General features: G+C 61.6%; 14 protein-coding genes. 12 read left to right on the forward strand and 2 right to left on the reverse strand.

Annotated features, from left to right (window positions below):
• The first annotated feature begins 18 nt into the window (after nucleotides 1-18).
• From D3260_RS17960 to D3260_RS03005, 6 genes are all read left to right on the forward strand, one after another.
• Entirely contained in the window at nucleotides 19-654 is a 636-nt protein-coding gene (locus tag D3260_RS17960; RefSeq protein WP_199671331.1) for an energy transducer TonB, read from the forward strand.
• Nucleotides 655-690: 36 nt separating this feature from the next.
• On the forward strand, nucleotides 691-1,428 hold the full coding sequence (locus D3260_RS02985; RefSeq protein ID WP_199671332.1) for a MotA/TolQ/ExbB proton channel family protein: 738 nt from the start codon (nucleotides 691-693) through the stop codon (nucleotides 1,426-1,428).
• Between the two features lie 48 nt (nucleotides 1,429-1,476).
• Complete coding sequence (locus tag D3260_RS02990; RefSeq protein WP_120097080.1) at nucleotides 1,477-1,881, forward strand: biopolymer transporter ExbD; 405 nt, start codon at nucleotides 1,477-1,479, stop codon at nucleotides 1,879-1,881.
• A gap of 432 nt (nucleotides 1,882-2,313) precedes the next feature.
• The gene (locus D3260_RS02995) at nucleotides 2,314-5,235 is read left to right on the forward strand and encodes a TonB-dependent receptor (RefSeq protein WP_147418090.1); all 2,922 of its coding nucleotides are present in this window, start codon (nucleotides 2,314-2,316) and stop codon (nucleotides 5,233-5,235) included.
• An 842-nt stretch (nucleotides 5,236-6,077) separates the two neighbouring features.
• Nucleotides 6,078-8,909, forward strand: a complete 2,832-nt coding sequence (locus D3260_RS03000; RefSeq protein ID WP_147418091.1) for a TonB-dependent receptor — start codon at nucleotides 6,078-6,080, stop codon at nucleotides 8,907-8,909.
• Nucleotides 8,910-9,976: 1,067 nt separating this feature from the next.
• Nucleotides 9,977-12,757 carry a TonB-dependent receptor gene (locus D3260_RS03005; protein WP_120097083.1) on the forward strand — a complete coding sequence of 927 codons (2,781 nt, stop codon included), beginning with the start codon at nucleotides 9,977-9,979 and terminating at the stop codon, nucleotides 12,755-12,757.
• Nucleotides 12,758-13,436: 679 nt separating this feature from the next.
• On the opposite strand, the gene D3260_RS03010 is transcribed toward D3260_RS03005, so the two are convergent.
• Nucleotides 13,437-14,270 carry a PHP domain-containing protein gene (locus tag D3260_RS03010; protein ID WP_120097084.1) on the reverse strand — a complete coding sequence of 278 codons (834 nt, stop codon included), beginning with the start codon at nucleotides 14,268-14,270 and terminating at the stop codon, nucleotides 13,437-13,439.
• 72 nt (nucleotides 14,271-14,342) lie between these two features.
• Here D3260_RS03010 and cls point away from each other — a divergent pair, with 72 nt between their 5' ends.
• The gene (gene cls, locus D3260_RS03015; protein WP_120097085.1) at nucleotides 14,343-15,779 is read left to right on the forward strand and encodes a cardiolipin synthase; all 1,437 of its coding nucleotides are present in this window, start codon (nucleotides 14,343-14,345) and stop codon (nucleotides 15,777-15,779) included.
• A gap of 368 nt (nucleotides 15,780-16,147) precedes the next feature.
• On the opposite strand, the gene D3260_RS03020 is transcribed toward cls, so the two are convergent.
• On the reverse strand, nucleotides 16,148-17,203 hold the full coding sequence (locus D3260_RS03020; protein WP_120097086.1) for an aldo/keto reductase: 1,056 nt from the start codon (nucleotides 17,201-17,203) through the stop codon (nucleotides 16,148-16,150).
• A 122-nt stretch (nucleotides 17,204-17,325) separates the two neighbouring features.
• On the opposite strand from D3260_RS03020, the gene D3260_RS03025 reads away from it, so the two are divergent.
• The 5 genes from D3260_RS03025 (at nucleotide 17,326) to D3260_RS03045 (ending at nucleotide 24,830) form a co-directional block, all read left to right on the forward strand.
• Nucleotides 17,326-18,456: an alpha/beta fold hydrolase gene (locus D3260_RS03025; protein WP_147418092.1), complete on the forward strand. Its 1,131-nt coding sequence runs from the start codon at nucleotides 17,326-17,328 to the stop codon at nucleotides 18,454-18,456.
• A 193-nt stretch (nucleotides 18,457-18,649) separates the two neighbouring features.
• On the forward strand, nucleotides 18,650-20,311 hold the full coding sequence (locus D3260_RS03030) for an FAD-binding dehydrogenase (RefSeq protein WP_120097088.1): 1,662 nt from the start codon (nucleotides 18,650-18,652) through the stop codon (nucleotides 20,309-20,311).
• A 358-nt stretch (nucleotides 20,312-20,669) separates the two neighbouring features.
• Nucleotides 20,670-21,359, forward strand: coding sequence for an HAD hydrolase-like protein (locus D3260_RS03035; protein WP_120097235.1), 690 nt, complete (start codon nucleotides 20,670-20,672; stop codon nucleotides 21,357-21,359).
• Nucleotides 21,360-21,404: 45 nt separating this feature from the next.
• The gene (locus D3260_RS03040) at nucleotides 21,405-22,229 is read left to right on the forward strand and encodes an acyl-CoA thioesterase II (RefSeq protein WP_120097089.1); all 825 of its coding nucleotides are present in this window, start codon (nucleotides 21,405-21,407) and stop codon (nucleotides 22,227-22,229) included.
• A 381-nt stretch (nucleotides 22,230-22,610) separates the two neighbouring features.
• Nucleotides 22,611-24,830 (forward strand): TonB-dependent siderophore receptor, encoded by a 2,220-nt coding sequence (locus D3260_RS03045; protein ID WP_158583370.1) that lies wholly within the window; start codon nucleotides 22,611-22,613, stop codon nucleotides 24,828-24,830.
• The last annotated feature ends 31 nt before the right edge of the window (nucleotides 24,831-24,861 follow it).

Here is a 24,861-nt window from a genome sequence, read left to right on the forward strand (position 1 = left end):
GAGATCGGCGGCATTGTCGTGCTGTCCGCGCTGGTCCACTACAGTCTATGGTGGCTCTATCAGCAGGCGCCGATTCAACAGCCGAAGCCGATGAAGGTGGCGAGTCCGCCGCCGGTTCAGGTGACTCTGACCAAGCCGCAGCCGCCGCAACCCAAGGTGCCGACGATTGATCAGCACGCGGTGATGCCGCCGAAGAAAGAGGAGCCGAAGCCGGAGCCTAAACCGAAGCCAAAGCCGAAGCCCAAACCGAAACCGAAGCCGGAACCCAAGCCCAAGCCGAAGCCGGAACCCAAGCCCGAGCCGAAGCCCGCGCCGGAACCGAGCCCGAAGCCGGCGCCGAAGCAGAGCTCCAACAGCAATTCGAACAAGATCACGCCGGCAGTATCCGGTCTGCAAAGCCTCGGGAATCCGTCGCCGCAGTATCCGTCGCGAGCGCTGCGTCGCCGCGAAGAGGGGACCGTCAAGCTCAAGATTCTCGTCAAGCCGGATGGCACGGCGGGCCAGGTCACGGTCGTCAGTTCGAGCGGCTACAGCGATCTTGATCAACGTGCCGTGGAGACGGTGAAGAAATGGCATTTCAAGCCGGCCAAGCGGGGCAATACACCGATTTCCGGCTACGCGCTTCAGAACATCAATTTCCGACTCCCGGACTGACCCGGGCGCCAGACAGTTTTTTAGGAGAGACCGACCATGTTGGACACGCAACTCACGCCGATCGTCGTTCCGGGCGTCTTGTGGGGATTGATCATTCTTTCGGTGATCACCTGGGCCCTGCTGGTGATGAAACTGATTCAGTTCGGCCGTGCACGCACGCTGGACAAGCGATTTCAGAAGCACTTCTGGGCCGCTGATAGCCTCGAGCAGGGCGAGTCGGTTACCGACAACGCTTCGGGCCCGATGGCACAGATCGCGAAATCCGGCTTCGCCGTCGTCACCGGGCGCGATATCGCACCGGGCAACCGCGATCTGGCACATCAGATCGACAAGGGCGAGCGTCTCGAGCGCGCGCTCAAGCAGCAGATCGAACGTGAGCGTCGCTCGCTGGAAGGCGGGCTTGCCATTCTGGCGAGCTTTGGTAGTACCGCGCCGTTCATCGGTCTGTTCGGTACCGTCTGGGGCATCATGGAAGCGCTGGTGAGCATCGGTGATTCGGGCGCGACTGGTCTGCAGGCCGTGGCCGGGCCGGTGGGCCATGCGTTGATCGCGACCGGTCTGGGTATCGGCGTGGCGGTGCCGGCGGTTCTGATCTACAACTTCCTCGTGCGGCGCATGAAGGCCGGTGTTCACTCGATGAACGACTTCGCACAGGACTTCTATGCGCTCTGCCAGCAGAGCGGCTTTCAGATCAAGGGTGCACAGCTGTCGCGCGGTGAAAGTGATCTGAAATCGAATGCCACCGTGGGTCAGAAGACCCATGCCACAGCCTAACGCTGTGCCGATCGTTCATTCTTCCATTCAGGAGAAATAACCATGGCAATGTCAGGTGGTGGTGGCGAAGACGACGAAGTCCTGAGCGAAATGAACGTGACGCCGCTCGTCGACGTCATGCTCGTCTTGCTCGTGATGTTCATCGTGACGGCCTCGGCCGTGACCACGGCGGTTCATGTGAATCTGCCCAAGACCGATTCCGTGGCCCCGCCGGATACGAAGAAGCCCTTGGTCGTGAGCGTCGACCAGTCGGGTAATTACTTCATCGACAAGGATCAAGTCTCGCTGGACGTCCTCAAGCAGCGTCTGGCCGCGGCACACGAGAAGAACCCGGAAGTGGCCGCGCAGCTTCAGGCCGATGAAGGCGTGCCGTACGGCAAGGTCGGCAAGGTGATGGCTGCGCTGCAGGCCAATGGCATTCAGAAAATAGCAGTGCTGTCGAATCCGCAATAGGCGGGCGGGTATCGATATCGTAGAGAAAGCGGCCCTCGGGCCGCTTTTTTTTTGCGCTGCATTCGAGCGCTCATCTCGATACAAAGTGAAGGATAGGGCGCTATACTCATGCCCTCGGGATGAGCGTTTTGCTGCACCGAAACAGGGCGGCAGCGCTAAACCATTGGTCTAAATGACACACTCCTGCCTTGCGATCGGGCCGCGAGTGGTCTAAAAAGACCGGTCATACAAGTGTCGACGGCGTATTTGGGAGAAACGTTCGCTGTCGTTTTACTTGGCACGCTATGTGCCTAGCGCATAGCTCTCGGCTCGAGGCGGCTCCTCGTTTCGACCGATGCAGGGGACCAGCTCGGAAAGGCAAGTTGTGGTCGGTGTCCGCAAAGACCGCGCGCGTCCGTGTTTGGTGATCACACCGTTTTGGGGATTACATCGATGACAAACTCTTCGACTCCGGCAACGGGGTCCGAGCGGACGCCGTTGGTGGCGGCGTTCAACTGGAAAGGTGCATCCAAGGCTTCCATCTGTGCCTTCATGCTCGCTTTCGCGCCGTTGACCGCGTCCTGGGCGCAGACGACTGATAGCGCCGATGACGCCGACTACGTTGCGCCGGCCGCCCCGGCCGCGGACGACAGCGACGGAGATATCGCGCCGGCCGCGCCGGCAGCAGCTGAACCGGCTGCGCCTGCCGCACCGGCTGCCGCGGCCGCTGCGCCGGCCGCCGCGGCATCGACAGGGGCAGCGGCTGCGGTGCCGTCTTCCAGTCAGACGACACAGCTTGGTGATATTGCCGTCACCGGTTCCGCGCTTTCGGGCGCGGACAAGGCCGATGCGTTGCCGGTCACGAGTTACAGCGCCGACGAACTGCGCGAACAGGGCATCACTTCGACGCCGCAGATTCTGAACCAGATTTCGTCGAGCAGCAGTAGCTCTGGTCCGGGTCTGAGTACGGGCAGTCAGGTCACCGGCGGCGCGTCCTTTGCCGATCTCCGTGGGCTGGGCCCGAACAAGACGCTGATCCTTCTGAACGGTCGCCGACTGGCGACAAACTCGCTGGAAGGTAATGGTGCAGCGACCGACCTGAACACGATTCCGTTCGCGGCCATCGACCATATCGAAGTGCTTCGTGACAGCGCCTCGGCCCTGTATGGCACGGACGCGATTGGCGGTGTAATCAACTTCATCACCAAGAAGAATCTGCAGGGCGGCGGTGTCGATCTGCAGTACACGGCGCCTACCCGCGCCGGCGGCGGTGATAGCCAGACCCTGAGTGCCACCTTCGGCAAGGGCGACCTGAACAAGGATGGCTGGAACGTGCTCGGCACGATCAGCTATCAGCGCGCCAGTGCGATTGATGCCAATACCCGTGATTTCGTGACCCCGCTGAACCCCCGAATTCGGTCGACGTCTTCCAACACGTTCCCGGGGAACTACGCACAGGGCGGCATATTTGCGAATCCGCAGCCGGGTTGCGATACGCCCGGCGCCTTGCCGGATACCATCTTTGGCGGCAGCGGTTCCGGTTCGTGTCGCGAGAACTACACCGCCCTCGGGGCTCAGGTCCAGCAGCGCTATGATCAACCGTCGTTTTTCGGTGACGCCCAGTACAAGATCAACGATAACAACAAGGTTGATCTGAGCTATCTGTATTCGAAGAAAACCACATACAGCGTCTCGGCGCCGGCGCCGACGTCCGGTCAGATCTCGGTGCAACCCGGGACGCCCTTTTACCCGGGCAACGGCATCGTGCCTGCACCGACCGCTGCACAAGGTGGAGCGGATTTCGATCCCAACGACCCCGTGTCGCTCTATTATCGATCCAACCCGCTCGGTCAGCGCGTCAATCGTAGCGAGAACGAAAACCATCGCGTGGTGCTCAACTTCACCGGTCGTTTCTTGAAGGATTACCACTACGACACGGCGTTCTCCTATAACCAGAGCTCGACCGATTATTATCTGCAGTCAGGCGAATTCAACCAGTACATCGGCGACGATTCGCTCGAGGACGCGATCAATAACGGGCAATTCAACCCGTTCGACCCGAATCTGTCGCAGAGCGAACGCGCCGCACTGGCGTCGACCGAGACCACGGGTGATCTCGAGTCCGGGAAAACACGTGCCTATGTGTGGGATGGCAAGGTGGATCGTGATATTGGCGACTGGTTCGGTGCCGGGCAGTCGGCGCTCGCTTTGGGTGCCCAATATCGACATGAAACGCTCGATGTTTCGGTTGACTCCTATCTGGCGCCGCGTGCCCCGAGCTCAGGTCTGAGCGCGAATAAGATTTCCGAAGATCGAGACGTTGAAAGCGTGTTCGGTGAGTTGAACGTGCCGCTGCCGTTCAACGTCGAACTCGATGCTCAGGGCCGTTACGACAACTACAGCGACGTCGGGGATACACTGAACCCGAAGGTTTCGCTGCGCTGGCAGCCGATCGACCAGCTCACGCTGCGTGCGTCGTATGCCGAGGGCTTCCATGCGCCGACGTTGTTCGACCTGTATCAGCCGCTTGCGAATACCTACTCCGAAGGCGGATTGGACGATCCGATTCTATGCCCGGGTGGTACGGCCGACTCCGCCGCCGGCGGCTCGCAGACACGGGACTGTGATACCCAGTTCCAGGAGGCTCAGGGCGGTAACCAGAATCTGAAGCCGGAGAAATCCAAGAGCTGGAGCGCCGGTTTCGTTCTGACGCCGATCAAGTACGTGACGTTGACGGCCGATTTCTGGGCCGTCGAATTGTCGCAGCAGATCGGCGTGGCCAGCGGCTCCTACGCGTTGGCGCGCCCGGATCAGTTCCCGGTGACGCGTAACGACGACGGGGCAATCGACTATTTCGTCAACCAGAATCAGAATCTGGGCAAGACGCAGACCAACGGCGAGGATATTCAGCTTCAGGCTTATTATCCGAGCGATCTCGGCACGTTCACGCTGCAGATGCAGGGCACGTACACCAACAAGTACGACTTCCAGAACGTGAAGGGCGGTCAGTACTACAACAACGTGAGCGAGTTCAGCAGCGCCAGCAACCAGGTGATCTTCCGCTGGAAGCACACCGTGACGCTCGGTTGGAACAAGGGCCCGTATGCGTTGGGTGTCGTGAACCATTATTCGAGCGGTTATCGTGACTCGACGGTCTATCCGGGCCACTACGGCGTGCACGACTACGTCACCTGGGACACCTACGGCTCGTATCGTTTCGACAACGGCCTGCAGTTCACGGTCGGCGCTAACAACGTGTTTGACGTCGATCCGGTCTACTCGACGCAGACCTATGCCGGCCAGGCCGGTTATGACGCGCGTTACGCCGACGGCGTCGGTCGGACGGTCTACGGTCGCCTGAGCTATAAGTTCTAGTCGACAAGCCTGTCTCCGACCTGAGAAAAGCCATCCCCATCCGGGGATGGCTTTTTTTTGGTTCACCGCAAAGCATCGCGATTATGCCGCTGGATGCAGTCTGGACGTGATTCAGCCGCTTGATCGGGCCGATATTCCTCGGTACTGCGGCACGCCATTCAAGAGTTCGACCGGCCCCGCCTGCAATCGTCGGTGTCGTCATTCTTGACGGGGCGCAGTGAGCGCGGCGGTTGCGACCGATCATCGCCCGAGACAAAACCTGTGGTCGGTGATATTGCAACGCATACACGGTCTTCGCCTAAAGTTCGATGCCGGATGCGACGCGAGATTTATAAGCTGTTCACTAGGGCGTGTTGAGGTTTCGTTCGAGCGCCTTTTCGTCGAGAGACCGCCGTGTGTCCGGCAAGGCGCGAGTTGCCGATCGTGGCGTGCCACGATCCAGACTCGCAACGCCGCCGGGCGGGATTTGTGGCCTAACCTGAAGGGACAAGCGCCCCAAAATCAAGAACACGACGGTAATCCAGCGTTGTAGCCTGCGGGTGCAGCATGGCGGCACGGCGCGCACGACGCCTCGTCTTGCCGCCCATCGTCAATTTCAGGGCGCGCTTGGCGCGGACTCGCACGAAACCTCAACACGCCCTGGCAAGGCATGCGTTCGCCCAAGCGTTGGGAGCGATTGGCACGGAACGTGCCTTGTTTTCTATCAGGCGGGCACGTCAGTGTCTGCTTATGGCAGGGGGATGCGCCTGTAGGGGGATCGCGCTCGGCGATCGACAGGGCATCTAGACGATTCGCAACGTTTGGGGGAACCATTGACTCATCATGAAACGGGCACGCGTGCAGTGTCCAAGCAACGTCATGCACATTTTGCGCTGAGATGGGCGAGAACGCCGCAGCTTTCGGCCTGCGCCGCCTTGCTACTGGCTTCTCCTTTCACGATGGCGCTGGCGCAGGATGACGGCGCGAATAGCCAGGATGATTACGTCGCGCCAGCGGAAGCCGACAGCAGTAACGAGGCTGTGCCGGCGGAACCAGCTGCAGCGGCAGCAGCGCCCGCGGCGGCTTCGGCACCGGCTGCTGCTGCATCGACAGGGAGCGCCGCAGCGGCTGTTTCGGCGCCGTCGGGCCAGACAACACAGCTCGGTGATATCGCCGTTACCGGTACTGCAATCGCGCGAACGGATGCCGCGACGTCACTGCCGGTGACGGTGGTCACAAAAGAGCAGCTTGACGCCCAGGGGATTACATCCGCCTCCGAAGCGCTTCAGCAAATACCGGCCAACAACTCGAGTGCGGGGGAAGGGCTCGGGACCGGATCGCAGATCACAGGCGGTGCAAATTTCGCCGATCTGCGTGGTCTGGGCTCCAAATACACGCTCGTTCTACTCAATGGACGTCGGTTGTCGAATGATGCGTTCAACGGGGGATCCGTTGACGTCAATACAATTCCATTCGCCGCGATCAAGCGTATCGAAGTGCTACGCGACGGTGCATCGGCGCTTTACGGTACCGATGCTGTCGCGGGCGTTATCAACTTCATTACTGAGAAGGATCTGCAGGGCGGAAACCTTACACTGCAATACGACCAGCCGACGAACAGTGGTGGCGGCACGAAACGCACGCTGGAGGCAACATTCGGTCATGGCGATCTGGACAAGGATGGCTACAACCTGATGGTGACGGGGAGTTATCGTCGGCAAGACGCGGTCAATGCTCTGGACCGCGATTTCGTTGTCATTCAGGACGAATCAAGAGGCGTCGATGCCACGTCGAGTTTTCCGGCGCCTGCCAACTATTTCCAAAACGAAACGCCACTATTGAATCCGGCCGGTCCCGATTGCGATCAGCCATTGTTGTATCCGAGTGGGGGATCGTCCTGCCGATTCAACTACTCATCTTACGGTAACGTAGTAACGCCGAGCGACCGTGCCTCGATCTACGCGCGAGGCGCATACAAGATCAATGACAATAATCAGGTTACATTGTCCTACCTCTTTGCTCATAACGAGAGTCGGAATTTTGCAGCACCAGGTTTGAGCAGCGGACCTTTCTTGGAAATGAGTCCGGACTCGCCGTATTTTCCTGGCAACGGCATCACACCGGCACCTGGCGCCGATTCGGGCTTTGACCCGACCCAGCCGATTTCGCTGTTCTATCGAAACGTTGCCGGCGGGGGACGTATTACCAAGAACACGAACGAAGCGCACCGGGCCATGCTCAACTTCACCGGTAGCTTCGAAAAGGTCCATTACGATACGGCCTTCAGTTTTAACCAGGGAACGACCGATATTGCTTACGATCACGGCTATTACAATTACGAGGAGTTGGAAAACCTTGTAAATAGCACGGTCAATCCGTTCGTATCGAATGACGAGCTGACACAGGCACAGCGTAATGCGGTTCTCGGCACAACCAATAGCGGTGTCGCCGACAGTACCAAGGCACAGGAATATGTCTGGGATGGGAAGCTGACGCGGGAGCTAGGGGACTGGTTCGGCGCAGGGCAGCTTGCGATGGCGATCGGCGCCCAATACCGTCATCAGCGCTTGCAGGATACACGGAATAACAGTTTCCTCACGGATGTGCAGAATTCCGGTGGCGGTCTGAGTCCCCAGGATCCCGTTGACGAAGATCGGGATATCGAAAGTCTGTACAGCGAGGTCAATATCCCGGTCCTCGACAGCCTCGAACTCAACGGATCATTCCGGTACGACAATTATAGCGACGTCGGTGACACGGTGAACCCGAAGGTTTCGCTGCGCTATCAGCCGATCCAGAAAGTCGTATTTCGCGGTTCTTACAGCGAGGGTTTCCGGGCACCGTCGCTCTACGAGCTGTACAACCCGCAATCGACGACATTCACCGGTCCACTCGACGATCCGGCATATGATTGCAGCGCGGACAATCCGCCGGTTGGCACCTGTAACTATCAGTTCAACCGTTTGCTCGGTGGCAACCCGGATCTCGACTCTGAAACGTCGAAAAGCTGGACGGCGGGCCTGATCGTCTCGCCCATTGAACGGCTGTCTGTGGGCGCATCTTTCTGGTGGATCGAGATCGACAACCAGGTCGGCACGCTGGCGCCCAGTACGATCCTTGATGACCTGGGACAGTTCGGGGATCTGATTACCCGTAATGAGAACGGTCGTATCACTCAGATTTCGACGATCAATGAAAACCTTGGCAAGGTTCGCACCAACGGTGTTGATTTCTCGATCAACTATTCGATTCCGACCGATTTCGGTACTTTCGGTTTCGACTTTCAGGGAACGCTAACGCACAAATACGCGTTCCAGCCGCGACCAGGCGTGGACTATTCGGAAGCCGTGAATCGTTACGCCGGCAGCGAGGTGATTCCCAAGTGGAAACACGAAATACAGTTGACTTGGGTGAAAGAGAACTGGAGCGCGCAGGTCGTCAACAACTTCTCGAGTGGGTATGAGGACGCCGACCCTGACACCAATCCAGAAGTCAGTGACTACATGACATTTGATGCCTCGGTCGCCTACAAGTTTGATAGCGGTATCGGTCTGAGCGTCGGCTCGAAGAATATCTTCGATCGGGATCCGCCCTTCAGTAACCAGGCCGATTATGGTTCTGGTGGTGGCTACGATCCCCGTTACGCGGAAGCGATTGGGCGGACGGTCTTTGGCAGGATGACCTATGACTTCTAATCGGCGCTGATTTCGCGTTATCAAAGCCACCGGCGCGTCCGGTGGCTTTTTTATAAATCGACGTTCTTCGCGCTTCGTATTCGATGTCGGCTATGACTTAAAAAAACGGCAGCGGTCTGACGTCGGGTTCGAAGAATTTCATTGAGACCGATACGCCCCTGTCGAACCAGACAGTCCGTACGATTCAGCACGATGCCGATGTCATCGTGGAGTCTCGTTCCTATATCGAACTCTAACGAGTCTTTCAAAAGCCGCCGGGCATCTTTCCCTGCGGCTTTTTTCGTTATGGCTCGGTGCGGCGCCAGGCGGCGGCGAAAAGGGGGCGAGCCCGGACGGGGAGCCGCCAGAACCGAGAGGGCGTGTCGGGAAATCCAAGCGGGCTGAGCCGAGTAAGCCGACGGCAAGCCCGCCGCCCTGTGAAAGTCGTTGCTCGATATTGGTGGCTCGACGGAGAGGCTCGGCAACGGCCACGCCAGGCGGTTCATGGGTGAGATAAACCACCCCAGGCCGACGACTTACAGCGTGTTCTTCTGACAGATAACCGACATCTCCAAGTTCCTCGACGAACGCCATGCCGAGCACATCGCCGCATCTGGTGGCAAGGCTTCGATCGATGACCGAGGCCGCCAGACATGGGAGCAGGTACGCCGGAAGGAAGGGTGGTTAATTCAATGTGATCGCTGATGTGCGGCACACTCGCGATGCCTTGATCTTGTCTTGCTTATGGCTCAGCCGCTAGTGAGACACCTCTGGCGCCATTGTCATATCACAGACCTGATAAGGGTGACTTGACAGATGTGGCACGAGATGTGCTGGAGATTGTGAGGGCGAAGCCTTGGGGTTAGTGCCCGCCTGTCAAGGGCACGAGGGCTCGCCTGGGGAATCACGAAATGTGATCGGCGAGCACGTTCTTGGCGACACGTAATATTGGGGGAAAACCATTGATTGGATATCAGGGGGGAGGGCGTCTCACGCCCCACACGTATGGCGTATATCCGGATGTGAGTCGTGGATGCTCGTCGTGGAGATATACTTGTATCGCGCTTCTGGCTTTTGCACCGTTCACGATGGCGCTGGCTCAGGATGATACGACCAGCGACGAGGGTTATGTCGCGCCAGCGGATGCGAGCCGTGACGACGCGCCGATTGCTGCAGCGCCGGCAGAACCCGCCGCCGCTGCGGCACCGGCGGCGGCTACTGCGGCGCCCGCGACGGCTGCCGCAGCGAGCACCTCGGGAGGTACGACGGAACTCGATCAGGTGACGGTGACGGGGTCGGCCATCCCGCGCGCCGATGCAGCGACGGCGTTGCCCGTGACCACCTACAGTGCGGATGAGCTGCGCCAGCAGGGTGTGACGTCCGTGGCGGGCATCATGCAACAAGTCGCAGCGAACTCCACTGCTTCAGGGCCGGGGGCCGGTTACGGCTTGTCGATTAACGGCGGGGCGTCCTACGCGGATCTGCGTGGCCTCGGGCCGAACTCGACGTTGATTCTGGTCAACGGCCGTCGTCTGGCGAACAACGCATTCAATGGCGGGGCGGTATCGCTGGAGAGTATCCCGTTTGCCGCGATTGAGCGCGTTGAGGTGCTGCGCGACGGGGCGTCGGCAATTTATGGGACGGATGCTGTGGGTGGTGTAGTCAACTACATCACCAAGAAGAACTTCGACGGGGGCGATTTCGGCCTGACCTATACACAGCCGACCCGCAGTGGCGGCGGTACCGACCGGCTGCTCGAAGCGACGTTCGGCAAGGGCAATCTGAACAAGGACGGCTGGAACGTCATGGGCAGTCTGTCCTATCACAAGCAGGAGCCGATCTCCGCCGGTTCGCGTCAAGGGATCATCAATCCGTACCAGCCGGACGTCGGCATCGATTCGACGGGTCTGTTCACCGTGCCGTCGAACTATTATCAGAACGTGCTCGATGATGATGGCACGACGATCGGCCGCACGTGGGGGAATCGCGATTATGCAGCGGGTTGCCCCGGCCAATACCAGATTCCGTATCCGGGGGAAACCTACTGTGCGTCGAATACGACGCCGTTCTACCAAATACAGCAGGATACGGACGATCTGGGCTTTTTCGGTAACGCGAGCTACAAGATCACCAACAATCATCTATTGTCGGCAAGCTATATTTATAGCCATAGCGTGGTTTATAGCCAGATCAACCCCTATGGCATCACGGGACTTTTGCAGCCGGGTACGCCGTTCTATCCGAGCGATAATCCGAATATCGATCCCACGCGACCAGTGCGCGTCGCCTATTTGAACGCCAGTACCGGGCCCCGGGAAACACGGAACCTGAACACGGCAAATCGGGTGGTCTTGAACCTGAAAGGTCATTTTGGCAAGACGCATTACGATACCGCTCTGACGTTCAACCAGCAGACCACAGCGCTGTCCTATACGCGTGGTTATTTGAACGATCAGGCACTGGACGCCGGGGATCCAGACGATAATACGTACGGGTCCAGCCGTTTCAGTGATGCCATGAACTCAGGTCTGATCGATCCGTTTGCACGGGAGCCGAGTCCGGCTGGCCAGCAATACCTGAATGATTTCATCGCGAGCGGGCAGGCCGAAAAGGATCGCGGCCGCGTTTATATGTGGGATGGCAAGGTGAACCGGACGGTCGGTAACTGGTTCGGCGCCGGCCCGGTCGCGTTCGCGCTGGGTAGCCAGGTCCGACATGAAGAACTGGCGGTTGAATCGGGGCCAGTGAAGAACGAGGTTGCAGGCGGCGGCCTCAGTCCGACGTCCTTATCGAAGGATAGGACGGTCGAGGGTGTCTTCGCGGAAGTTAATGTGCCGCTTCTGGATTCTCTGGAGTTCGACGCGGCTGCCCGTTACGACAACTACAGTGACTTCGGGGACACGCTCAATCCCAAGTTTTCACTGCGGTATCAGCCGTTCAAGCAACTGGTGATCCGAGGGTCCTATAGCGAAGGCTATCAGGCGCCGACGCTCTACAATCTGTATAACCCCGAGCAGATCACCTACACGCAGGACGGTCTCAACGACCCACAACTCTGCCCGGGTGGGCAGCCGGCTCCCGGTGCTCTTGAACGAGATGTCTGCAGTACCCAGTTCGAACGCCACTACGGCGGCAACGAAGACTTGAAGCCCGCGACATCCGAACAATACAACTTTGGCGTCGTCATTCAGCCGATCGAACAGATTCTGGCGGAAGTCACCTACTGGCACATCGTTCTCGACAAGCAGGCGTCGCTGTTGCCGGTCGAGTATCTATTCGATAACTACGGTCAGTACCCGGGCAACATCACCCGCTATGGCCCGGATTCGGACCAGGCCGGCCAGATCGACTACATCACGACGCCGACGAGCAACCTCGGAACGACCCGCACTGACGGCCTGGATACGCGTCTGCAAGCAACGCTGAAGACGGCAGCCTACGGTACGTTCGGCGTGCGCTTCGAAGGAACGTATGTGCTGCACCACAAGTACCAGAACGTGCCAGGCGGCGAATTTCAGGACGATGCCGGGGTGTTCGTCGACAGCGGTCCGACGATCCAGTGGAAGCACAACATCACGGCGTCCTGGCGACGAAACGGGTTTCGGGCCGAGCTGATCAATCACTATGTCGGCGGTTACAAGGATCAGTATCCCGACGATCATAAAGACGTGGACGCGTTCATCACGTTCGATGCAGACGTCGGTTATGACTTCAACAACGGTGTCAGTCTGACGTTGGGTTCGAAGAACTTCATGGACGCCGATCCGCCCCTGTCGAACCAGACGGATCAGGGCATTCCGGGCTACGACCCGCGTTATGCAGATGCCATCGGCCGTACGGTCTACGGCAAGCTGGAGTATCGGTTCTAGGGCGTGTTGAGGTTTTGTTCGAGCGCCGTTTCGTCGAGAGGCCGCCGTGTGTCCGGCAAGGCGCGAGTCGCCGTATCGTGGCCTGCCACGATCAAGACTCGCAACGCTGCCGGGCGTGATTTGCGGCCCAACCCGAAGGGACAAGCACCTCAAAATCAAAAACACGACGGCAATACAGCGTTGTAGCACGCTGGCGCAGAACGACACGCTATGCGTGCTATGCCTCGTCTTGCCGCCCATCGTCAATTTCAGGGCGCACTTGGCGCGGACTCGCACGACACATCAACAGGCCCTAGGCCGGGACCGTAACGGGTCTTTCAAAAGCCGCCGGACATGCGTCCCGGCGGCTTTTTTCGTTAGGGCCTGTTGATGTTTCGTTCGAATGCCGCGTTGGTGTCTGTAAATCGCGCCCTGCGAGAGGCCGATCGCGGCGTGCTCCGATCCAGACAGAGTGGCAACGCGTCAGGGGGGATTACCAGGGCAGCCATGGTCGATTATCCATGGGCGGCTGTGGCCCAACCGTTCGAGACAAGCGCCCCAAAATCAAAAATACGACGGCAAACCAGCGTTCCAGCACGCTTGCCCCAATGACACGCTATGCGCGCTGCGCCTCGTTTGGCCGCCCATCGTCAACTTCGGGGCGCACTTGGCGCGGACTCGCGCGAAACGTCAACAGACCTCAAGGCTCGGTGCGGAACCAGGCGACAGGTGAAACGGCGGTCGGCAGCGCGCGAAGCCGGCCGGGTACCAGCCAGAACTGAGAGGGCGCGTGGAAATCCGATCCGGCCGAACCGAGCAGGCCGGTGGCACGTGCATCCTGAGCGGCCTGGCGTTCCTGTTGCGTGTCCGTCACCCCGGTCACGATTTCCAGCGCGTCGCCGCGGCCTGCGGCAAAGGCATGGATGGCGCGGCGGCGCCAAGCATGTGTGAAGCCGTAGCCAAAGGGGTGGGCGAGTACAGCCTGGCCGCCGGCGGCATGGATGGCGTCGATGGCATCCTGCATGGCGAGCCAGTTGGCACGGACGTGGCCGGGGCGTCCCATGCGCAGATAGCGCTTAAAGGCATCGCCCATATTGCGTGCCAGACCGGCTTCGACGAGCAATCGCGCGAAATGGGCGCGCGTGATCTGCCCGCCGTCGGCAAGCTGTTCGGCCCGTTCGGTCGCCTCCGCAAGCCCGGCCCGTGCGAGCCGTTGCCCGATTTCGGTGGCGCGACGGGTACGCTCGACGCCGAGTTCGGCAATGGCTGCGCCGAGCTGTGTATGGGTGGGATCGACCCCGAGTCCGACGATATGCAGCGTGCGTCCCTGCCAGGCGACCGACATTTCCAGCCCATCGACGAAGGCCATGCCGTGCGCTTCGGCGGCTCGGCGTGCCTCGGGCAAACCCTGCACGGTGTCGTGGTCCGTGAGCGCAACGCGCTCGACGCCGCGCGCGGCGACGTAGGCCATCAAATCCGCGGGTGAGAGGGCACCGTCGGAGGCCGTGGAATGCATGTGCAGATCGACGATCATGAGCTTGTTGCTCGGGCTGGGGGCCGCTGTATGGTAGCGACTTGATGATCATCAGCGAGCGACGGGTCGTTCATGTCGAATCTCGGTTTTCTCCCGGCGTGGGCGGCAGCGTTGCATCTTGCCATCGAGCTGGTGTTGATCGTGCGGGTCCTGCTTCGTCCGTATCGTGATCCGGCCGCTCGCATCGCCTGGCTCGTTGTGCTGGTGTCATTGCCGCTCGTCGGTATCCTGCTGTATCTGTTGCTCGGTGAAACAAGTATCGGTCGACGCTATACGAGTCGCATGCGCGCCGTGCTCGCAGCACTGCCTGAGCCGGCCGCGGTCGCGACGGCCACAGCGCCAGCGGATCGGGTCGCTCATCTGTTCAAGATGGGGGCGTCGATCAACGGCTTCGGGCCCGTGGCCGGTAACGATTTCGAATTCCCCGACGGTGCCGATGCCGTGATCGATTCGCTCGTCGCCGACATCGATGCGGCGCACGATCACGTGCATGTCCTCTTCTATATCTGGCTCGTCGATCGCAACGGTCGCCGCGTGGCAGAAGCGATCATGCGGGCGGCAGCCCGCGGGGTGACCTGCCGTGTGATGGTCGATGCGGTCGGCTCGCGCGGATTGCTGAAATCTGCATTGTGGCAAGACATGGGGGCGGCCGGCGCGCGCCTGGGTGTCGCGCTACCGGTGGGCAACCCGGCCTTGCATGTGTTCGTCGGACGCGTGGATCTGCGCAATCATCGCAAGATCGTGGTCATCGACAATCGAACCACGTATGCCGGCAGCCAGAACTGTGCCGATGCCGCCTTTGCGATCAAGCCGAAATATGCGCCGTGGGTCGATACGATGCTTCGATTTCGTGGCCCGGTGGCGCGCCAAAATCAACACCTGTTCATCAGTGACTGGATGACTTATGGCGGCGATGACTGCAGCGCGCTGCTGGACGAAGCCATCCCGGCGGCCAGTGGCGAGGTCGTTGCGCAGGCGATCGGTACCGGGCCTACCGGGCGATATTCCGCGGCCCCGGAACTGATCTGTTCGCTGCTGCACGCGGCGCGTGACAATCTGACGATCACGACGCCTTATTTCGTGCCTGACGATGCCCTGTGCCTGGCGTTGTGTTCGGCTGCATATCGCGGCGTGAAAACACGCATCGTGTTCCCGGCGCGTAACGATTCGAAGATCGTGGCGGCCGTCAGCCGCAGTTATTACGCCGAGTTAATGGCGGCCGGCGTCGAGATCCACGAATTCAGGCCGGGGCTGCTGCACGCCAAGACGTTGACTGTCGATGACGACATCACGCTGCTCGGCTCGACGAATCTCGATCGACGCAGTTTCGACTTGAACTATGAGAACAACCTGCTGTTGCATTCGCGCCCTTTGAATGCAGCCGTGCGCGCACGACAGGCGCGTTTCATTGCCGATTCCGACGTTGTCACAGCGGAAGCCGTGCGCGCCGTAACGCGGCCGCGGCGTGCATGGCGCAACGCCCTTGCCATGCTGGGCCCGGTACTCTGAACGGTCGGCGAGCGCGGTCACGAATGTTGCCTCGCGTTCGGCGCCTAGTGTTTCGTGCGAGCGCTTTCGTCGAGCGTCGGCCTTGCGTCCGACGAGGTGCCATTCTGCGTCGTGGCGCGCCACGATCCAGACGCGGCAACGCCGTAGAGAACCCACTGTCCATTTCAGGAAGCCTCTGGCGCGCACGCGTATGAAACATCAAGGGCGCTGTCGGCGCACGCCGTTGTGACGGTGAACTTTCGTGGTCTCGTTAGACCGTATGGTTGAATTACTCAGCCGCGACTCATTCGACGGGAGATGTGACGGGCGTCGGCGTTCGGCCCGAGCTGATGACTCGGGCCGAACGCCGGGCAGGCACGCTGGCCCGATCAGTCCGTCATATGGGAGGCGTGGAGTACCCGGTCGGCCGGGCCAAAGCGTTCGCTGGCCGTTCGGTTCTGGTGCCAGTACGGATAGAGCAGTTCCGGCCGGCTGACTTTCTCGATCGCCGCGATCTCGTCGGGCGCCAGCACGAGATTCGCCGCCGCGAGATTGTCTTCCAGCTGATGGGTCTTGCGCGCGCCGATGACGGCTGTGCTCACGCCCGACCGGCCGAGGATCCAGGCGACGGCGACCTGCGCGGCGGAAACGCCGTGCGCGTCGCCGATTTCCACCATGGTTTCGATGATGTCGAACAGGCGCGGTTCGTCACTGATCGGCGGCTCGTGCCAGCCCTCGGCGAAGCGCGTGCCTTCGGGCTGGTCGGCGTTGCGTCGATACTTGCCGGACAACAGGCCACCGGCCAGCGGCGACCAGATCATCGTTCCCATGCCGGAATCCACGGCAGCCGGCATCAGCTCGTATTCGGCCTCTCGGGCCTGCGCGGTGTAATGGATCTGCTGGCTGACCGGTTTGATGAAGCCTTCACGCTCACACACGGCCATGACTTTCATCAGATGCCAGGCCGAAAAATTGGAAATGCCCCAGTAGCGGATCTTGCCGTGGCGTACGAGGGTATCCATGGTTTCAATCGTCTCTTCCAGCGGTGTGGTGCCATCCCACTGATGGAGCTGGTAGAGGTCGATGTAGTCGCTGCCCAGACGCTTGAGACTGGCGTCGATCTGCTGACGAATATGCAGTCGCGACAGGCCCGCGTCGTTGGGGCCGTCGCCCATCGGGAACCGCACCTTGGTCGCAACCAGCACGTCCTGACGCTTGTCGCCGAGCGCCTTGCCGAGGATCTCTTCGGACAGGCCGCCGGAATACATGTTCGCGGTATCGAAGATATTGACACCGGCGTCGATGGCCTTGTCGAGCTGCGTACGGGCTTCATCGACGCCCGTGTTGCCGATCTTGGCCATGTTGCCTTCGCCGCCGAAGGTCATGGTCCCGAGCGTAAGCGCCGAGACCTTCAGGCCGGATCGGCCGAGTTGACGATATTCCATGACTGGCTCGTTGATTGAGAAACCGTGTCAATGTGCCGGCTTTATCGGTTCGGGTTCAACGGCGAGTTCTTATGCGATGCCTCGAAGCCGTGGCATGTGACGTATCATAGCGACCAGACACCGTGCATTTTCGACCCATGCCGTTGCTCTTTCGTGCCACAACGACCGCGCGTCGGCTTGCCGAGCGCGCCCCGCGATTGCTGCGTGAGCCGCCGGAATGGCAGACCGGTCTGATTCCGATGGACGAGGCCGCGCCGTTCGACGTGATTCACCGGCGTGCCGGGGCGACGTTGCGTCATTACCCCAAACCGAGCGACATGCCGCAGCCGGCGGCCGCGCCGCGTACGCCGGTGGTGCTCGTGCCCCCGTTGTCAGTGCATGTCGGGGTCTACGATCTGTCGCGCGAGCGCAGCATGGTCAGTTATCTGCAGGCGCGCGGCTTCGATGTCTATCTCGTCGACTGGGGACGGGCGAGTCGAGCCGACGACCGACGCCGCCTGGCCGACTATTTCGCCGGGTTGTTGCCGGAGATGCTCAATCGTGTTCGCGTGCACAGCGGGCGCAAGCGCTTGAGCCTGCACGGCTGGGGCGGCGGCGGCCACTTCGCGCTGTGTCATGCGGCGATGAGCGCGCCGGATGCGATCGCCAACCTCGTGCTGGTCGCGACCCCGATCGACTATCACCACAGCGGCGCGCTGGGCGCCCGGGTAAGGCGCATGGCCGCGCGTGGTCGTCGTCTGCGCGAGGCCACCGGGCTCGTGTTCGGGCGCATGCCCCCGGTGCTCCTGCATGCCCCGGGCTGGATGAGCGAGCTGGCGTTGCGCTGGGGCCCGCGCGACGGACCGGCCGACGGCGATGATGCGGCATACGCCGAAGAAACCGCTCTGCGATTGCGCGCGACCGGCGTTCAGAGTCACGACGGTGCGGCGGCTTATCCGGGCGGCTTTGTCGCCGATGTCATCGATCATCTCTGGATCGACAACGCGCTGGCTGCCGGCCGCTTGCCCCTACGCGGCAGCCGGGTAGGGCTGGAAAACGTCCGGGTGCCGATTCTCGTGGTGACCGGTCAGCGGGATCAGCAGGCCACCCCGGCGGCCACACGGGCCCTGGCCGATGTCGTGTCCAGCCGCGATCTCAGCTTCCTCGATATCGATGCCGGCCACGTCGGCGCGTTGACCGGCGAAGCCGCTGCGCGCGAGAGCTGGCCGCGCATCGCGGACTGGCTGTGCGCACATGATCGGCCGAGGCGCTAGGGCCTGTTGATGTCTCCTGCGCGTTCGCGCGCATTTTTGAGGCAGCCGGCCGGCAGTGCCGCTATATTGCCCCGGCTGCGTTCGGGGGCCGGCTTGACGCTGGCCGGACTCGCCTAAAGTCGAGGGCTGTGCCGGGTGACGCGGCGGGGTGGGCCGGCTATGGTCGAGCCATGTTCATGGGCGGGGCCGAGCCATGCATGCCGATTGCGATGCGCTGATCGTGGGCGCAGGCCTGGCCGGTCTGGTGGCCGCCGCCGAGCTTGCCGACGCCGGCAAGCATGTCCACGTCATCGAGCAGGAAAGTGCCGAAAGTATCGGTGGCCAGGCGCACTGGTCGCTTGGCGGGCTGTTCATGGTGGACACGCCGGAACAGCGCCGGCTGCGGATTCGCGACTCGGCGGACCTGGCTTGGCAGGATTGGCTCGGTTCAGCAGGGTTTGATCGCGTCGCGGATGACTGGCCCCGACGGGTGGCCGCTGCCTTCATCGAGTTTGCCAGCGGCGAGATGCGCGCCTGGCTTCATGCACAGGGCATGCGATGGTTCCCGGTGGTCGGTTGGGCCGAGCGCGGGGGCGGTCACGCCGGTGGTCACGGCAATTCCGTACCTCGATTCCATCTGACCTGGGGAACCGGGCCCGGCGTGCTCGCGCCTTTTCTGCGTCGATTGGCACACCATCGTCAGACCGGTCGGGTCCGTATCCGCTTTCGCCATTGTGTCGATACGCTGCTGCGCCGTGATGGCCGGGTCGTCGGGGTGGCCGGGCGAGAGCTGATTTCGGATGGCGTTGCGCGCGGCGTACGCTCGAGCCGTGAGCGCGCGGGGAATTTCGTCTTTGGGGCCGGCGTGGTCATTCTAGCCACGGGCGGCATCGGCGGCGACCACGAACGGGTGCGCAGCCGCTGGCCGACGGCGCGGCTCGGCCCGCCGCCGGCGCACATGCTCTCGGGCGTGCCGCATCACGTGGACGGCCGGATGATCGACATTGCCGAGCGTGACGGGGCAGCCACGGTGATCAACGCCGATCGCATGTGGCACTACACCGAGGGCATTGCGAACTGGCACCCGATCTGGCCGTCGCACGGTATCCGCATCATTCCCGGACCGTCCTCGCTGTGGCTCGATGCCGATGGCCAGCGCTTCAATGCCCCCTGTCTGCCGGGCTTCGACACGCTGGCCACGCTGAAAGCGATCCGCCAACGGGACGATGAGTACTCCTGGTTCGTGCTCGATCAGAAGATCATCGAAAAGGAATTCGCCCTGTCGGGATCCGAGCAGAATCCTGACCTGACGAGCGCCAGCTGGCGCCATGTGCTGGCCTCGCGGCTATCGCGCGGCGCCTCGCCGCCGGTCGAAGCATTCAAGCGCCACGGCAGCGATTTCGTCGTGGCGGATTCGGTCGCCCGTCTGGCCGAAGGCATGCAGCGCGTCAGCGGTGAGCACCGGATCGATGCAGAGCGTTTGCAACGCGTCATCATCGATCGGGATCGACAGATGGCCAACCCCTACAGCAAGGACGCGCAGCTGACGGCCATCGCCGGGGCAAGGGCCTATGTGGGCGATCGGCTGTTTCGTATTGCCCGGCCACATCGTCTGCTCGATCCGGCCAACGGGCCGCTGATTGCGGTACGGCTGCACATCCTCACGCGAAAGACCCTCGGTGGACTGCATACAGATCTCGATGGCCGTGCGCTGGATGCCGCCGGACAGCCGATTCCGGGTTTGTATGCGGCGGGCGAAGTGGCTGGGTTCGGGGGCGGGGGCTACCACGGCTACAACGCGCTCGAAGGCACGTTTCTGGGCGGTTGTCTTTTTTCCGGCCGTTGTACGGGCCGCCATGCTGCCACCGTCTGTTGATGGCCGACGGCGACTGATGCGCCGGGATAAGGCAGTTCGGCATGCGACTGGATCGATCCGCTACCATTCGGTCGTGCTGCGGATGTCCAAAGCGGCGATGAGCGTTGCTCATCGGTGAATCCACCGAGTCCGCGATAGACAAAAACGGCCGAATTCTTGCTAGGAACTGTCGAGGTTTCTTACAACAATGCGAAGCGTCGATCGGACGCTCGAATATGTTGTGCGTTCCGCGCGGCGGCGCGGCCACGGGATCGAATGCCGGATGTTGTCGTCAAACTCGGACACGGCATGCCGGAACACAAGACTGGGGCACGGGGTCACCGTCGCCCCCGACGCTGATCAGACGATGCACAAGACCATGCGCTATAACACGCTTCTCTTCGATCTCGATGGCACCCTGACCGATCCGTTCGAGGGGATCACGCGCTGTGTCGCGTATGCGCTGGAAGGCCAGGGCATTACCGTGACCGATCGTGCCGAGTTGGCTTGTTATATCGGGCCGCCCCTGCAACAGGCCTTCGAGCATTTCCATGGATTGGACGCGGCGCAGTCCGCGCGAGCGCTGGCCGACTATCGCGAGCGTTTTGCAGACGTGGGTCTCTATGAAAACGTCGTTTATGCCGGCATCCCCGAACTGCTGGCGCGGCTGACAGCCAGCGGCCGCCAGCTGTTCGTGGCCACGTCCAAGCCGTGGGCTTACGCGCGACGGATCATCGCGCATTTCGGGCTCGCATCCTATTTCGGCAAGGTCTATGGCAGTGAGATGGACGGCCAGCGTGCCGAAAAGCACGCACTGCTGGCCTACATCATGCGCCAGCAGAAGCTCAAGCCCGGCGAGACGCTGATGATCGGCGATCGACGTTTCGACATCCTCGGGGCGCGTCATAACGGCATGGACGCGGTGGCGGTCGGGTACGGCTATGGCCAGCCGGAAGAGCTCGCGGCCGCTGAGCCGCTGGGCGTATTCGAATCACCGACCGCGCTCGGCGACTATCTGCTCGCGCCGGCGCCGGTATCGGCCCCGGCAGAGACGGTGACAATACGCTAACGTATTGTCCACCGATTCCAGACGCCGGGCGATCCGGCGAACACGATGGCCGACACCGATCACCTGACGCCGCTGTCGCGGCTGCTGACTGCCATTCAGGCATCGCCGACTGAAGAAACCACGATCGAGATCCCCGATGACTGGTTGCAGGGCCGGGCGATCTACGGCGGGCTCTCTGCCGCGCTCTGTCTGCAATCGGTCCTGTCTCAATCGAAGACATTGCCGCCATTGCGCTCGGCACAGCTGGCGTTCGTCGCCCCGGCCGGTCCAGGCGTGATTCTGGCGCCGCGGATTCTGCGTGAAGGCAAGTCGGCCGTCTTCGCGGCCGCTGACATGTGCCGTGATGACGGGGCCGTTGCCGCACGTGCCACATTCTGCTTCGGTCGTGCCCGGCCTTCGAAACTCTCTTATGCGGATGTCGTTGCCCCGGATGTTGCCGAGCCGGAGGCGGCGCCGCCGTTCTTCGAAATGCCGGACGGTCAATTGATGGGGCCAGAGTTCGCTCGACATTTCGATAGCCGCCACGCGGCCGGCGCGTTGCCGATGGGCCAGGCGGAGACGCCGGAATTCGTGGCCTGGATGCGACATCGCGATCCCGGAATCACCTCGACGGCCGTGGCGCTCGCGGCGCTGGCGGATGCGTTGCCGCCGGCGGCCATGGCCTGTTTCGACGCGCCGGCGCCGGTCAGCAGCATGACGTGGCAGTTCGACATGCTCGATGCCGCACCGCAGACCACCGACGGCTGGTGGCTGTGTCGCTCGGCCGCCGAGGCCATCGACGAAGGCTATGCGGCCCAGACGATGACCATCTGGAATCGGGATTGCCGTCCGATTCTCGTCGGGCGACAGCAGGTGGCCGTATTTTACTGAGCGTTCGCCCATCGCCGCGTGCGGCATCGATCCGTCCAGGTCGGAACGGCCGTTCGGTCGTCCAACCCGCTCCGGTGATCGCTTCGCATTGAGCGGTCGCCGGGGCAGATGCCGCGGCCTCGGGGGGCGCGAATCATCGGCCCATTGCCGGCGACAACCACTGTTTCAGCCGTCGATGACGCGGTAATCCCGGCGCGTGCATCACGCCTGCGGTTGCAAATGTGAATGATTCGTATCTACAATCTTTCGCCTGTCGCGATGGAACGGTGCCGTCGCGGATCGCGCGCAATGATTGGGAGAGCACGAATGGACCAGACGAGGGGTAGACAGGCGGTAAGCAGGGCGCCTTGGATTTCGATCGGACTGCTGATTTCAGCTGGCATGCTGCCGGCTACGGCGCCGGCTGCCCCCACGGCATCGGCCGCCGGCGACTCGGATACGGCAACGGCAAGACCGCCAAGCAGCGCCGCGGCCAACACGGGGCCGACCACGGCGCTCAAGAACATCGATGTCGTCGGGGATGCGTTGTCCGGCGTCGCGCCGACGCAGGGCTATACCTCCTTCGTCAGCCAGGGGGCGACGAAGACCGATACCTCGCTGCTGGAAACCCCCCAGACGGTCGATGTGGTCACCCGCCAACAGATCACCGATCAAGGCTCCAAGAACGTCAACGACGCGCTGCGCTACACGCCCGGCGTGTTCACCGGCATCGCCGGCGCCTCGACACGCCAGGATGCGATCCAGCTCCGTGGTTTTTCCGGCGGCGACGTCAATAATGCGTTTCTTGACGGTCTGCGCCTGATGAGCGACCCCGGGGCCTATTCGAATTTCCAGATCGATCCCTACATGCTCGAGCGCATCGATGTGGTCAAGGGCCCGAGCTCCGTGCTCTACGGTCGCGCCCAGCCGGGCGGTCTGGTCAATTACGTCACCAAGCGTCCTCAGGCCGAGACCGAGCGCCACATCCAGTTCTATGGCGGCAGTTTCGACACTTTCGGCGGTGGTATCGATCTGACCGGCGCATTGCCGGATCCGTCCTGGGGCAGCTATCGGATCGTCGGCCATGCCGAGACTTCGGATACGCAATACGACGTGGTCAAGAGCGAACGTTACTCGATCATGCCGGAGGTGGATCTGAATCTCTCCGACAAGACCGATCTGCTGCTCCAGGCCTATATCCAGCATGATCCGGCGGCCGGTTTTCACGGCTCGGTGCCCTATGATCTGAGTGTTCGTGGCGATCGCTACGGTGGCACGGTCGCCCCGTCCTGGGTCGATACCGATGACGGCCACGAGAAGTTCGATCGGCAGCAGCGCATGTTCACGTATGTGCTGACCCACGAGGCCAACGACCACGTCAAGCTGCAGTCAAAGGCCCGTTATGCCGACATGGAAACGGATCTGGCGCAGGTCTATCAGTACGGCTTCACCGGCAACGGTGCCGATCTGACCCGTTATTACACCGGTGCACAAGAGCATCTCAAGGCGTTCACGACGGACAACCATGCCCAGTTCGATTTCGCCACGGGCGCCATCGAACACACGATGCTGGTGGGTTTCGATTATCAGCAGCGATTCAACCGCGTCCGCAACTTCGGCGTGCCCTATGACGCCGGCTCGGACGTGCCCACCGGCGTGCGGCCGCTGGATCCGTTCAATCCGGATTACAACAGCAGTCCGCTCGTGCGTGATCCGGTCGCCACGAGTTCGGGCAATCGCAAACTCAAGCAGTTCGGCGTTTATCTGCAGGACCAGCTCAGCTGGAATCGACTGCATGTGCTGTTGAGTGGGCGTGAGGATTATCTCAAGCGCGAATATCAGGATCTGACCACCAATGAGGGCGCAACCGACAAGCGTAGCGACGATGCGTTTTCCGGCCGTGCGGCCGTCCTGTACGAGTCGAAATGGGGCATCTCGCCGTATTTCTCCTACAGCGAAGCCTTCAATCCGACCGCTTACAGCAGCGCCGGCGGTCAAGTGGCCTCGCCGACCAAGAGCGATCAGTACGAGATCGGTGTCAAGTACAAGCCCAACGGCGTGAATGCGCTGTTCACGCTGGCCCTGTTCGATCTGACCCAGAAAGACGTACAGCAACGAACCGCGGTGACGCCGATCACGTTTTCCAGCGTCGGCGATATCCAGTCACGCGGCGTGGAATTCACCGCCAAGGGCGATATCTCCGACAAGCTCCACGTGATCGCCGGGTACAGCTACCAGGACGTCGATTATCAGGACGACGTCAGCTCCGGTTCGGTGACGGCGCGCAAGGGCGACACACCGGCCCGCACGCCGCAGCAGCTGGCCTCGCTCTGGGTGACCTACGATTTTCCGAAGCGCATCAGCGCGGGGATCGGCGGCCATTACGTCGGCAAGAGTTACGCCGACGGGCGCAACCAGCTCGAAGTGCCCGATTACGCCGTTGCCGATGCCATGGTCCGGGCGGATCTCGGCGCCTGGTCGCCGCGGCTCGACGGCCTGTCGGTGCGCGTCAACGCCAACAATCTGTTGGACAAGAATTACGTGGCCGCGTGTTTTGGCGAGCAGAGCTGCTACTCGGGCGAGGAACGAAACATCACCGCCACGGTGGATTACCGCTTCTAGGCAGCGGGGCGGCGCGCCAGGGCGCGTCGCC

Source organism: Salinisphaera sp. Q1T1-3 (assembly GCF_003602005.1).
Classification (GTDB): Bacteria; Pseudomonadota; Gammaproteobacteria; order Nevskiales; family Salinisphaeraceae; genus Salinisphaera.